Origin of the sequence: Rhizobium sp. C1, from assembly GCF_021026335.1 — a bacterium.
Taxonomy (GTDB): domain Bacteria; phylum Pseudomonadota; class Alphaproteobacteria; order Rhizobiales; family Rhizobiaceae; genus Ensifer_A.
Genome location: NZ_JAJNCY010000005.1, coordinates 247,451 through 260,784, shown reverse-complemented (window position 1 = coordinate 260,784; position 13,334 = coordinate 247,451). Strand labels below are relative to the sequence as shown.

Genomic DNA, 13,334 nt, shown 5'->3' with positions numbered 1-13,334 from the left:
ATGGGCAGCATAAGATTGAACAAGGTTTCCAAGATTTTCGGCGAGCTGAAGGTCATCCCCTCCATCGATCTCGAAATCGAGAACGGCGAATTCGTGGTCTTTGTCGGACCCTCCGGCTGCGGCAAGTCCACGCTGCTCAGGCTGATCGCCGGGCTCGAAGACACGTCCGGCGGCACGATCGAGATCGACGGCCGGAACGTGACCTCCGAGGCTCCGGCAAAGCGCGGGCTTGCCATGGTGTTCCAGTCCTATGCGCTTTATCCGCATATGACGGTGCGCAAGAACATCGCCTTCCCGCTGAAGATGGCGGGCGAGGAACAGGCGGTGATCGACCGCAAGGTGGCGGAAGCGGCGAAGGTCCTGAACCTCACCGATTACCTGGAGCGCAAGCCGGGGCAACTGTCCGGCGGCCAGCGCCAGCGCGTCGCCATCGGCCGTGCGATCGTTCGCCAGCCCACGGCCTTTCTCTTTGACGAGCCGCTGTCGAACCTCGACGCTGCGCTACGCGTGACGATGCGGCTCGAGATCTCCGAACTGCACCAGCAGCTCGGCACGACGATGATCTATGTGACGCATGACCAGGTGGAAGCCATGACCATGGCGGACAAGATCGTCGTGCTCAATCGCGGCAATATCGAGCAGGTCGGTTCGCCGCTGGAGCTTTACAGCCGCCCGCGCAATCTCTTCGTCGCCGGCTTCATCGGCTCGCCGCGCATGAACCTGATCGAGGGCGCGGAAGCGGCTAAGCACGGCGCCAGGACCATCGGCATTCGTCCGGAACACATGACCGTCTCGACGACGGACGGTGCGTGGAAGGGGACGGTCGGCGTTGCCGAACATCTCGGCTCCGACACATTCTGCCATGTCCACACCGAGAGCGCCGGCACGCTGACGCTGCGCACCGCCGGCGACGCGATGCTGAAGCATGGCGATACGATCTATCTGACGCCGGACGAGCGGCGCATCCACAAATTCAACAATGAGGGGCTGGCCGTATGAGCGGACGTCTGCAGGGAAAATCGGCGCTGATCACGGGATCGGCGCGCGGCATCGGCCGGGCTTTCGCCGAAGCCTATATCCGCGAGGGCGCGACGGTGGCGATTGCCGATATCAATATCGAACGCGCCGAAGCGACCGCCCGCGAACTGGGGCCGCAGGCCTATGCGGTGAAAATGGACGTGACGGATCAGGCCTCTATCGATGCGGCGATTGCTGCCGTCGATGCGCGGACCGGGGGCATCGATATCCTGATCAATAATGCAGCGCTGTTCGACCTCGCTCCCATCGTCGAGATCACCCGCAAGAGCTTCGACACGCTTTACGCAATCAACGTCGCCGGCACGCTGTTCACGCTGCAGGCGGCGGCGAAGTCGATGATCGCGCGCGGCGCGGGCGGCAAGATCATTAATATGGCGAGCCAGGCCGGCCGGCGTGGCGAAGCACTGGTGGCAGTCTATTGCTCGACCAAGGCCGCCGTCATTTCGCTGACGCAGTCAGCCGGGCTCGACCTGATCAAGCACGGCATCAATGTGAATGCGATCGCGCCGGGCGTGGTCGATGGCGAGCACTGGGATGGCGTGGATGCGCTTTTCGCAAAGTATGAGAACCGTCCGCTCGGTGAAAAGAAGAAACTGGTCGGAAAAGAAGTGCCATTTGGCCGCATGGGTACTGCAAATGACCTTGTTGGCATGGCAATCTTCCTTGCGAGCCCCGAAGCCGATTACATTGTTGCCCAGACATATAATGTCGACGGCGGCAACTGGATGAGCTGAACAGACCCTTGATACCCGCCAAGCCGGGGAGATGACGATGACCAAACTATCCTTAGCCAACCAGCCGAAACTAGCCGACAAGGCCTCCGTGCCGACTTACCGCCGGGAAGATCTCTCCGCCGGTATCCTGCATTTCGGCGTCGGCAATTTCCATCGCGCCCATCTGGCAGTCTATCTGCACGACCTGTTCAATCAGGGCAAGAATCTCGACTTCGCCATCATCGGCGCGGGCGTCATGGCGTCTGATGCGAAGATGCGGGACGTGCTCAAGGCGCAGGATTATCTGACGACGGTGGTGGAGCAGGATATTTCCAAGTCTGCCGCAACGATTACCGGCCCGATGATCGATTTCATCGCCGCCCCCGATTTCGACGCGATCATCGACAGGCTCGCCGATCCGGCCATCCGAATCGTCTCGATGACCATCACGGAAGGCGGCTATTTCATCGATCCGGCAACCGGCAAGTTCGATCCGAAACATCCGGCAATTGCCGTCGATGGCGCCAACCCCGATCAACCGAAGACGGTCTTCGGCCTGATCATCGCGGGCCTCAAGAAGCGCCGCGCCGCCGGCCATCCGCCTTTTACCGTCATGTCCTGCGACAACATTCCAGGCAATGGCGAAGTGACGGAGGCGGCCGTGGCTGGCCTTGCCGCACTCTCCGATCCCGATTTCGCCCACTGGATCGAAAAGAACGTCGTCTTCCCGAATTCCATGGTCGATCGCATCACCCCGGCTACCGGCAAGCGCGAGATCGACATTGCCCGTGAGACCTATGGCATCGAGGATGGCTGGCCGGTCTTCTGCGAGGAGTTCAAGCAATGGGTTTTGGAAGACAAGTTCCCGCTCGGCCGCCCGGCCTTCGAGGATGCCGGTGCGGAATTCGTCCCCGATGTCGCGCCCTATGAGTTGATGAAACTGCGCATCCTCAATGGCGGCCATGCGGCCATTGCTTACCCGGCGTCGCTCATGGACATCCACTTCGTCCACGAGGCGATGGAAAATCCGCTGATCAAGGCGTTTCTGGCAAAGCTCGAGCATAACGAGATCATCCCCGTCGTGCCGCCCGTACCGAACACGAGCCTTGCCGACTATTTCGACCTCATAGACCGCCGCTTCTCCAATCCGAAGATCGGCGACACGATCCCGCGTCTGGCGCAGGACGGTTCGAACCGCCAGCCGAAATTCATCCTGCCGGCGACCGCAGCTCGGCTCGCCAAGGGGCAGGATGTGACCGGCCTGTCGCTGGTTTCCGCCCTCTGGTGCAAATATTTCGAAGGCGTGTCGGATAGCGGCAAACCGATCGTCTTCAATGACGAGAGCGCCGAGCGGCTGCAGAAGGCAGCGCTGGCGTCGCGCGCCGATCCGAAGGCATTTCTGGCGCTGGGCGACATCTTCGGCGATGTCGGGACGAACCCGCGCTTTGTCGAAAGCTTTTCCAAGGCGCTGGCGCGTCTCAGGGCGAAGGGTACGGCCGCGACGCTTGCCGATTATATCGACGGCAAGCTCTGAAGGCCTTATGCAATGCGCGGCAAGGGCAGCCTTCTGGTAATTTTTGATTGTGACGGAGTTCTCGTCGACAGCGAGCCGATTGCACTCTCGGTGCTCGGCGAAATGTTGAAGGGCCAGCGGGTGTCACTCTGTGACGATGAGATCGCCGACCGTTTCCTCGGTCGCAGTCTCGGGGCCGTGGCCGAGACCGTCGAGCAGGAATTCGGTGTGCGCCTGCCGGAGGATTTCCCGGCGATGATCCGCCGGCGTCTTTTCGCGCGCTATGAGCAGGAGTTGCAGCCGGTGCAGGGCATCGGTGCGGTGCTCGACGGGCTGGCCCGCCGCGGCATTTCCACCTGCGTCGCCTCGTCCAGCCAGCCGGAACGGATCGCCAAGAGCCTTGCCGTCACCGGCCTTGCGCAAGCATTCGGATCGCATCTTTACAGCGCCACCATGGTCAAGGCCGGGAAACCCGCCCCAGATCTCTTCCTCCATGCCGCTCGTCAGTGCGGTTTTTCGCCGGCAAACTGTGTGGTGGTGGAGGACAGTCCAGCGGGCATCGTGGCCGCGCAGGCGGCGCGCATGCGCGTCGTGGCCTTTGGGGGCGGCGGTCATGCGCAGTCGCCCGCCTTCCGGCAGAAGATTGCGGCGCTGAAGCCCGATGCATGGTTTGACGCCATGCCGGATTTGCTGCAATTTGTCGACGGGTTGAGGAGTTCGGAAGACAGCCTTCATGGGTGAGTATATCGTTGCGGTGGACGTGGGGACCGCCAGTGCGCGGGCAGGGGTCTTCACGGCAGACGGCCGCCAGCTGGCGCGCGCCGTTTCTCCAATCACGGTCCTGCAACCGGAACCCGGTCATTACGAACAGGTCAGCGATGACATCTGGCAGGCCGTCATGACTTGCGTGCGCGCGGCACTCAGCGAGGCGGATATCGACGCGGCCGATGTCGCAGCCATCGGCTTCGACGCGACCTGTTCGCTGGTCGTGCGTGATCGGCAGGGTCTGCCGCTCAGCATCTCCGCCGGTGGACCCGGTGTGGCCGATACCATGCTCTGGATGGACCATCGCGCCAATGCTGAAGCGCTGGAGACTTCGATTGATGATGCGGTCGTTACCCGTTTCGGCGGCAGGCTTTCGCCCGAAATGCAGCTGCCCAAGCTCCTCTGGCTGAAGAGGCGCCTGCCCGAAACCTGGACCCGGATGGGCCTGGCCTTCGATCTCTGCGACTATCTGACCTGGTGTGCAACGGGGCGGGAGACGGGAAACGACAGTCGCTCGCATTCGTCGCTGTCGTCGAAATGGGCTTACGAGCCGGCGGCACCGGGCGCACGGCCGGATGACTTCTACCGACGCATCGGGCTTGCCGATCTTGCGGAAAGGGCCGGTCTGCCCGCACAGTCGCGCGCGCCGTCGCAGCCCGCAGGCAGGCTGGGCGAAGCCGCGCAGCGTGACCTCGGAATTTCTGCAAACTGCGTCGTCGCCTCCGGCCTGATCGACGGCTATGCCGGCGCGATCGGCGTCTTTTGCGGCACGGATCTTGCCGCGCTGTCTGGCAAGGCGGCCCTTGTTGCCGGCACATCGAGCTGCCTCGTCACCTTTTCCGAGATGGCGGATACGCATCCCGGTTGCTGGGGTGGCTTCCGCGATGCCGGTCTTCCCGGTCTGTGGCTGACGGAAGCCGGCCAGTCCGCCTCCGGCGCGCTGCTCGACCATGTCATCCGCATGCACCCGCAAGGTGGCGCGCCGAGCCGGGAAAAACACCTCCAGCTTCTCGATCATATCGCCGGGCGTCTCGGCGAGGAGGGGCCGGACTACGGCCTGCCGCTCGCGCTCCTGCCGGATTTTCACGGCGCCCGCTCGCCCGTGCCGGACCCGGCGCTGACGGGCGTGATCGTCGGTATGACGCTCGATACCAGCTTCGACGGGCTGGCGAAGCTTTACTGGCGGGCCTGCGTGGCGCTGGCCTGCAGCATTCGCCAGATCCTGCAGCATCTGCCGCAGGGCGGGCGGATCGAAAGCCTGCTGATGACCGGCGGCTTTGCCGGACACCCGCTCATCCCGCAACTCTATGCCGACGTGACCGGCCGCGCCATCCGCTTGCACGAGGGCCGCGATGCCGTGCTTTTGGGCACGGCGGTCAATGCCGCTCTGGCGGCCGGACTCTATCGCGATATTGCGGATGCATCGGCGCGGATGACGCCGGCCACAAAGACTGTGGCGCCGCGCGCGGAGACGGCGCGGGCGCATGCGCGCGACTACGCGGTGTTTCTCGCCCTGCAGCAGCAGCGCGAGGCGCTTTCCGCTCTCATGCGGTAGGGCTGAAAGCCTCGCGCAAGTCCTTGAAGGCATTGTGAGTCCCGAGCCTGGATGCATGTGCGCCAGGTGCGCCCAGGATCCATAGCCATGACCAGCCCCAAAACCCGGATCGTGAAGGACGACGCCCGTGCGCTCTATGTCCTTGGCCTGAAGGAAAAGGCCGAAGGTCGGCTGGAACGCGCCATCGAGTGCCTGGATGCGGCGCTGGCGGTGCAACCGGATTTTCCCGAAGCGCTCTGCTCGGGCGGCTACATTCTTCAGACCGCAGGTCATTATGACGGAGCGCTCGCCTTTTACGGCCGAGCCATTGAGCTTGAGCCGGATTATTTCGACGCGCTGTTCAATCGCGGCTGCCTTCATTTTGCGCTGAAGAGGCTGGAGCCGGCCGTCGCCGATTTTCTGCGCGCTGCGGCGCTGCAGCCGGCAGACGCCGGCGCGCAGTCCAATCTGGGCGCGGCACTTTACGAGAGCGGACGTCTGGAAGAGGCGATCGTCGCGCTGCAAACGGCTCTGAGGCTGGAGCCGGGCCTCATCGAGGCGGAGCTGAATCTGGGCAGCGCGCTGCGCCGGCTTGGCCGCGAAGACGAGGCGGGTGAGGCCTTCATGCGCGCGGCACTGCTGAAGCCGGATTGCGCGGAAGCCTATTGCGGGCTCGGCATCGTCGCCCGCAGCAAGGGCGATTTCAAGCAGGCGATGGATTACTACGATTGCGCCCTCGTGTTTGATCCGGCGCTGGAAGAAGCGTTGAGCAGCAGGGGCGCGCTGCAACTGCTGCTCGGCGAATTCGAAGCGGGCTGGGAAGGCTATGAGCATCGCTGGATCGACGGTCACCGCCCGATCCCGGTCTGCGAGGCGCATTTTGACCTCGCGCGGCCGGAAACGATCACCGGCAAGAAGGTGCTTGTCGTCAACGATCACGGGCTTGGCGATACGATCCAGTTCTTCCGTTATGTCATGCTTCTGGCCGATCATGGTGCGGATGTGACCTTCGCCGGTCCCGCCAGGATGCGGCGCCTGCTGGCTTCGTCCGGCGCAAACGTGGCATGGCGCGAGACGAACGATTTCTCCGGTGCATTTGATGCGACGATTGCCATCAGCTCGTTGCCGCGCGCCTTCTCGACGGTGGAGACCACCATTCCCGCTACGGTGCCTTATCTCTTCGCCGAGCCGGACAAGGTCAATTTCTGGCGCGCGCGCATGGCGGGGTCGGGGCTGAAGGTCGGGCTCTGCTGGCGCGGCAGTCAGGATTTTCGTGTCGATCCGCGCCGCTCCATCCCCCCCGCAGCGCTCGGCGCTCTGGCCGTCCTTCCCGGCGTCGCGCTCTATGCACTTCACATGGATGTCGGGCCGGGTGAGCTTCCGGCGGAATTGGCCGGGTGCGTCCACGTCTTCGGCGACGATTTCGACCGCGGCCCGGATGCCTTTGTCGATACCGCCGCCGTGATGCAAAACCTCGACCTCATCATCACGTGCGACACCTCGATTGCGCATCTGGCCGGCGCGCTCGGCCGGCCGGTGGTCGTGGCGCTGCGCCATGTCGCGGAATGGCGCTGGATGCTCGAGCGTGACGATTCGCCCTGGTATCCGACGATGCAGCTCAGGCGGGCCGGGGCGGGCGACGACTGGTTTGAACTTTTTAATCGTATTGCAGCCGATATTGCTGAACAGACACAAGAAAAGGAAAAAGACTGATGATCGAAGTGCCGGTGTCCTGGGGCGAACTGGTCGACAAGATCACGATCCTCGAAATCAAGTCCGAGCGGATCAAGGACGTCAAGCAGCTTGCCAATGTCACGCGCGAGCTCTGGCTCCTGAACCGCAAGCTCTCGCCGGTCGCGACGCAGGTGTTGAGGCTGAAACTGAAGCTGAAAGAGGTCAATACCGCGCTCTGGGAGATCGAGGATGAGATCCGCGATTGCGAGCGCGAAAAGGATTTCGGCCCCCGCTTCATCGAACTTGCCCGCTCCGTCTATGTGACCAACGACCAGCGCGCCGATGTGAAACGCGAAATCAACTTCGCGCTGTCGTCGGAGCTTGTCGAGGAAAAGTCCTACCGGCCTTATGCGTAAGATGCGTCTCCTCCCCCGCAAGGGGAGAGGAGAGTCGCCGGTTGTTCATGAGCACAAAATTACCCATAAAAGCACAAGCCTTCTCTTTTCATTCCCGCCTGCCCAAGGATATTCAAGCATTCAAAGGCGGTTGTGTATGACATCTTCCTGCGCCGCCAAGTCAGCATAATATGGCCTCCGCCGGGAGCGGGGCGCGAAGCGAGGAGCGCGAGACACGATGAACCGGAACCCGAGAATTGCCTTTATCGGCGCAGGCTCCACCGTTTTCATGAAGAACATCATCGGCGACGTTCTGCAGCGCCCGGCGCTTGCGGGCAGCACAATCGCGCTGATGGACATCAACCCGCAGCGGCTGGCGGAAAGCGAGATCGTCGCCTCCAAGCTCATCGCGACGCTCGGCGTGTCCGCGAAGATCGAGACGCATTCGGACCAGCGCCGCGCGCTCGACAAGGCCGACTTCGTCGTCGTTGCCTTCCAGATCGGCGGCTATGAGCCCTGCACGGTCACCGACTTCGAAGTGCCGAAGAAATATGGCCTTCGCCAGACGATTGCCGACACGCTCGGCATTGGCGGCATCATGCGCGGGCTTCGCACCGTGCCGCATCTTTGGTCGATCTGCGAAGACATGCTCGCCGTGTGCCCCAATGCGGTCATGCTGCAATATGTGAACCCGATGGCCATCAATACCTGGGCGATTGCGGAGAAATACCCGACGATCAAGCAGGTCGGTCTCTGCCATTCTGTGCAAGGCACGGCTTACGAACTGGCGCGCGATCTCGACATCCCGGTCGAGGAAATCCGCTACCGTGCCGCCGGTATCAACCACATGGCCTTCTATCTGAATTTCGAACATCGTCAGGCGGATGGTTCCTACAAGAACCTCTATCCGGAGCTTCTGAAGGGCTATCGCGAAGGCCGCTTCCCCAAGCCCAGCCACTGGAACCCGCGCTGCCCCAACAAGGTGCGCTACGAGATGCTGACGCGGCTCGGCTATTTCGTCACCGAAAGCTCGGAGCATTTCGCCGAGTATACGCCCTATTTCATCAAGGAAGGCCGCGAGGACCTGATCGAGAAGTATGGCATTCCGCTGGATGAATATCCCAAGCGCTGCATCGAGCAGATCGAGCGCTGGAAGTCGCAGGCCGATGCCTACAAGGCGGCGGAGAAGATCGAGGTCAAGGCGAGCCACGAATATGCCTCGTCCATCGTCAACTCCGTCTGGACCGGCGAACCGTCGGTGATCTACGGCAACGTCCGCAATAATGGCTGCATCACCTCGCTGCCGGAAAACTGTGCGGCCGAAGTGCCCTGCCTCGTCGACAATAACGGCATCCAGCCGACCTTCATCGGCGCGCTGCCGCCGCAGCTGACGGCGCTGATCCGCACGAATATCAACGTGCAGGAACTGACCGTGCAGGCGCTCATGACGGAAAATCGCGAGCACATCTATCACGCCGCGATGATGGACCCGCACACCGCCGCCGAACTCGATCTCGACCAGATCTGGTCGATGACGAACGACCTGATTGCCGCCCACGGCGAGTGGCTGCCGGAATGGGCGCGCACAAAGTAAGGCTCAAAGCGGGTCAGCCGGAGCCAGTGCGCCCTTCGGACATGAGATCGAAGAGGGCGCGCTCCACCCGGGCACACCATGGCGCATTGTCCGTCAGGGCGACGGGAAACAGGCCGGGGAGGGAGAAGAGCGCGCTTGCGATGCCGCGTGCACTCCGGTCCGTCGCCTCCAGCAGCCCGGCGATTTCGCCGGCGCGCGGATCGCGCAGGTCGTAGGGCTTGCCGTTGCGGTCGATGCCGAGCGCGTAGCGCATCCAGCCTGCAATCGCGAGGGCAAAGGTTTCGGCGTCCTCGCCACGCGCCAGCGCTTCCGCCGCTGGCTGGAGCAGGCGCTGCGGCAGTTTCTGCGTTCCGTCCATCGCGATCTGGTAGGTGCGGTGGGCAATCGCCCGGTTTTCGAAGCGGGCGATCAGCGCACTCGCATAGGCGTCGAGATCGATGCCGGCGAGCGGATCGAGCGTGCGGGCCGCTGCCTGCATGTGGCGTTCGGCTAATGATTTCAGCGCCGCATCCTGCATTGTATCGCGGATGAATTCGTGGCCCGCGATGAAGCCGAGATAGGCCAGCAGCGAATGCGCGCCGTTGAGCATGCGCAGTTTCATCTTCTCGTAAGCGGACACATCGGAGACCATCAGCGCGCCGGCCTCTTCCCAGGCGGGACGGCCGTCAACGAAGTGATCCTCGATCACCCATTGCGAGAAGGGTTCGGTCTCGATGGCGGCGCGGTCGGCGTGGCCTGTGAGACGCTCGGCATCCGCATAGGTCTCGTCGGTGCTCGCCGGCGTGATGCGGTCGACCATGGTGGAGGGGAAAGGGACGCTCTCCTCGATCCAGCGCCGCAGCGCCGGATCAATGCGGTCGGCAAATTCCAGAACCAGTCGCTTCAGCACCGCGCCATTGCCCGGAAGGTTGTCGCAGCTGAGCGGCGTGAACGGGTTCAGGCCCTGCGCTTGGCGCGCGGCGAGACCGGCCACGATATATCCAATGACGCCGCGCGGATGGGTGGGATTGGCAAGGTCTGCGGCGATGTCGGGATGCGCAAGATCGAGCCCGCCGGTGCGCGGATCGAGCCCATAGGCCTTCTCGGTGACGGTCAGGCTGACGATGCGGATCGCGGGATCGGCGAGACGCTTCAGCAGAGAGCCCGGATCGCGGGATGCCGCATGGGCTTTCGCGATGGAGCCGATGACACGCGCGGACGTACCCGCCGTGTCGCGCGTCAGAAGCGTGTAGAGCCCGTTCTGCTCGTTCAGATGATCGACCACATCGGTGCTGCGCAGGCTGACGGCTTCGATGCCCCAGCGATTGTCCTTCACTAGTACGTCGTCCGTATAGACGGCGAGATGGGCGCGGAAGAAGGCGCCCGGCCCAAGATGCAGGATGCCGGTGGTGACCCGATCGCGATCATAGACCGGGCGGAGAACTGAGGCGGGGAGGCTATCCAGAGTTTGCAGGCGTGTCGTCACAGCTTGTAGGCCTTCTTCGCGTTCGCATAGCAGAGATCGTGCGCGACGATTTCGGCTTCTTGGCTCGTGATCCGGTGTTCGGTAACCAGACCGGCCAGATAGCGGCAGACCTCGCGCCGCCAGACATCGTGCCGGGCGGGGATCGAAAGCAGCGCCCGCGTGTCGTCGTTGAACCCGGCGAGATTGGCGAAGCCCGCCGTTTCCGAGACCTGATCAAGGTAACGCCGGATGCCGGCCGGGCTGTCATGGAACCACCAGGGCGGGCCGATCATCAGGCATGGCCAATAGCCCGCCATGGGGGCGAGTTCGCGGGCATAGGTGGTCTCGTCCAGCGTGAAAAGCAGGATCTTTAAGCCCGGCGCGTGACCGTACTTTGCAAGCAGGGCGTTCAGCCCGCCCACCCAGTCGGTGCGGCCCGGGATATCGGCGCCCATATTGGGCCCACGCGAGGCAAAAAGCGCGGCGTCCGTGTTGCGGCGCGAGCCCGCATGGATCTGCATGACCATGCCGTCTTGCGCCGACAGGCCCGCCATTTCGGTCAGCATCTGGCCACGAAAGAGCTCGGCGTCCGAAGCCGAAAGCGGCCCTTTCAGCGCCTTGTCAAGCAGTGTCTGCTTCTCGGTCGCCGCAAGATCGGCGGTGAAGGCAGAAGGCACGCCGTGGTCGGTCGCGGTCGCACCAAACTGGCGGAAATAGGCGCGGCGGTTGCGATGCGCGGCGATCATGCCGTCCCAGCGGGTCACGTCCTCGCCGGTTATTTCGCCGAGCTTGATGAGGTTGTCGCGAAAGCCCGGCGCATCCGGATCGGTCACGCTGTCGGGCCGATAGGTCGTGCGCACCTTGCCGATCCAGCCGTCGGCGGCGAGCTTCTGGTGATGCGGGAGCGGGTCCAGCGCGCCCTCGGTCGTCGCAATCGTCTCGATGCCGAAGCGGGTCAGCAACGCGCGAGGGCGGAATTCCGGTTTGGCGAGCTCAGCATTGATATGGTCGTAGAGCCGGTCGGCATTCTGAGTAGTCAGCGCCTCGTCGCAGCCGAGTACGGCGGACATTGCATGATCGACCCAGAGGCTTGAGGGCGTGCCGCGAAACAGCGAATAGTGCGCGGCAAAGGCGCGCCAGATGTCGCGCCCCTTCGCCACCGGCTTGCCGTCGAGGCGGGGAACGCCGAGGCTGTCGAGATTGACGCCGACGCTGTTGAGCATGCGGAAGAGATAGTGGTCGGGGATCACCAGCAGCGCCGATGCATCCTCAAACGCGGTGTCATTGGCAAACCACGACGGTTCCGTATGTCCATGCGGGCTGACGATGGGCAGGCCGCTCACGGTTTCATAAAGGTCGCGCGCGACCGTGCGGGTGGCCGGATCAGCGGGAAAGAGCCGATCTGGATGGAGGATGCCATTCTTGCTGTCCATGTCGTTTCCTCAGTTCGGAACCGCGCCGAGCGCGTAGAGAATGCCGCGCAGTTCCGCGAGGCCGCGCATGCGGCCGATCGCCGGATAGCCGGGGGTAACGGTCTTGTTCAGATCGTCGAGCATCCGGTGGCCGTGGTCTGAGCGGAAGACCATCTGCGAGGCGGCGTCCCGCTTGCGATCCTCGGCGACGAGTTCCTTCAGAACCGCCACCATGTCGACATCGCCTTCCAGATGCGCGCTCTCGTGGAAGGAGCGGCCATCACCCTCGCGCTTGGTGGCGCGCAGGTGGACGAAATGGATGCGCTCCGCGAAACGGCGGGCAATCGCCGGCAGGTCGTTGTCGGCGCGCACGCCAAGGCTGCCTGTGCAGTAGCACATGCCATTGGCCGGGGAGGGCACGGCGTCGAAGAGTGCTGCATAATCGTCAGCGGTGGAGGCAATGCGCGGCAGGCCGAAGAGCGGGCGCGGCGGATCGTCGGGATGCAGCGTCAGCTTGACGCCACGCGCTTCCGCGGCGGGTGTCACGGCCTCCAGGAATTCGATGAGATGCTGACGCAGCTTGCCGGCATCGATGCCGGTATATTGCGCGAGCTTGTCGCGGAAACCCGGTACGGTCATCGGCTCGGTGGTGGATCCGGGCAGGGCCGAGGTGATGATGCGGGTGATCTCCGCAATCTCCGCCTCGGTCATCGCCTCGAAGACGGCGCGGGCGCGGACGCGATCCTCTGCCGAGTATTCGGCTTCGGCACCGGCACGTTGCAGGACATGAAGGTCAAAAGCGGCGAAGCGCTCGTGGTCGAAACGCATGGCTGTGGCGCCGGTCTCGATCTCGTAATCGAGTTCGGTGCGCGTCCAGTCGACCACGGGCATGAAATTGTAGCAGACGATCGGGATATCGCAGGCGGCAACCGCCTCAAGGCTCGCAATCCACGCCTCGATCTCGGCCTTCGCCTTGCCGCCCATGCGCTTGACCGCATCGGGGATCGGAATGCTTTCCACCACCGACCAGATGAGCGGCGAGCGACCCGCCGGCGTCGTCTCGATCAGCGACTTGCGCTCGGCGACCTCGGCCTCCGTCCAGACCCTGCCGATGGGAACCTGATGCAGTGAGGATACGATATTCGTCGCGCCCGTCTGGCGCACCTCGTCCAGCGTGACCGGTGCTTCCGGCCCGAACCATCTCCAACCCTGCCGCAACTTTGTCTCCTCCGCCTTTCGGCCTGCCTGTAAT

Annotated in this window: 11 protein-coding genes; 8 read left to right on the top strand and 3 right to left on the bottom strand. The window is 63.4% G+C overall.

Annotated features, from left to right (window positions below; genetic code table 11):
- The 8 genes from LQK83_RS13210 to LQK83_RS13175 all read left to right on the top strand — a co-directional run bounded on the left by LQK83_RS13210 (position 1) and on the right by LQK83_RS13175 (position 9,226).
- A complete protein-coding gene (locus LQK83_RS13210; protein ID WP_230837866.1) occupies positions 1–999 on the top strand; it encodes an ABC transporter ATP-binding protein in 999 nt (332 codons plus the stop codon).
- Positions 996–1,772 (top strand): L-iditol 2-dehydrogenase, encoded by a 777-nt coding sequence (locus LQK83_RS13205; protein ID WP_230837865.1) that lies wholly within the window; start codon positions 996–998, stop codon positions 1,770–1,772. Before LQK83_RS13210 ends, LQK83_RS13205 begins: the two co-directional genes overlap by 4 nt.
- Before the next feature lie 37 nt (positions 1,773–1,809).
- Positions 1,810–3,285 carry a mannitol dehydrogenase family protein gene (locus LQK83_RS13200; protein ID WP_230837864.1) on the top strand — a complete coding sequence of 492 codons (1,476 nt, stop codon included), beginning with the start codon at positions 1,810–1,812 and terminating at the stop codon, positions 3,283–3,285.
- Between the two features lie 12 nt (positions 3,286–3,297).
- Positions 3,298–4,005: an HAD family hydrolase gene (locus tag LQK83_RS13195; RefSeq protein ID WP_230837863.1), complete on the top strand. Its 708-nt coding sequence runs from the start codon at positions 3,298–3,300 to the stop codon at positions 4,003–4,005.
- Positions 3,998–5,584, top strand: coding sequence for an FGGY family pentulose kinase (locus LQK83_RS13190; protein ID WP_230837862.1), 1,587 nt, complete (start codon positions 3,998–4,000; stop codon positions 5,582–5,584). Before LQK83_RS13195 ends, LQK83_RS13190 begins: the two co-directional genes overlap by 8 nt.
- Before the next feature lie 87 nt (positions 5,585–5,671).
- Entirely contained in the window at positions 5,672–7,276 is a 1,605-nt protein-coding gene (locus tag LQK83_RS13185) for a tetratricopeptide repeat protein (RefSeq protein WP_230837861.1), read from the top strand.
- Positions 7,276–7,653 (top strand): DUF6165 family protein, encoded by a 378-nt coding sequence (locus LQK83_RS13180; RefSeq protein ID WP_230837860.1) that lies wholly within the window; start codon positions 7,276–7,278, stop codon positions 7,651–7,653. Before LQK83_RS13185 ends, LQK83_RS13180 begins: the two co-directional genes overlap by 1 nt.
- Positions 7,654–7,870: 217 nt before the next feature.
- Positions 7,871–9,226, top strand: a complete 1,356-nt coding sequence (locus tag LQK83_RS13175) for an alpha-glucosidase/alpha-galactosidase (protein ID WP_230837859.1) — start codon at positions 7,871–7,873, stop codon at positions 9,224–9,226.
- Between the two features lie 13 nt (positions 9,227–9,239).
- On the opposite strand, the gene LQK83_RS13170 is transcribed toward LQK83_RS13175, so the two are convergent.
- Genes LQK83_RS13170 through uxuA form a run of 3 tightly spaced genes read right to left on the bottom strand, consistent with a single transcriptional unit; the run spans position 9,240 to position 13,300 of the window.
- Positions 9,240–10,691 (bottom strand): mannitol dehydrogenase family protein, encoded by a 1,452-nt coding sequence (locus LQK83_RS13170; protein ID WP_230837858.1) that lies wholly within the window; start codon positions 10,689–10,691, stop codon positions 9,240–9,242.
- On the bottom strand, positions 10,688–12,103 hold the full coding sequence (uxaC, locus tag LQK83_RS13165; RefSeq protein ID WP_230837857.1) for a glucuronate isomerase: 1,416 nt from the start codon (positions 12,101–12,103) through the stop codon (positions 10,688–10,690). The genes LQK83_RS13170 and uxaC overlap by 4 nt, the downstream gene beginning before the upstream one ends.
- Positions 12,104–12,112: 9 nt before the next feature.
- Positions 12,113–13,300 (bottom strand): mannonate dehydratase, encoded by a 1,188-nt coding sequence (gene uxuA / locus LQK83_RS13160; RefSeq protein ID WP_230837856.1) that lies wholly within the window; start codon positions 13,298–13,300, stop codon positions 12,113–12,115.
- Positions 13,301–13,334 lie beyond the last annotated feature (34 nt).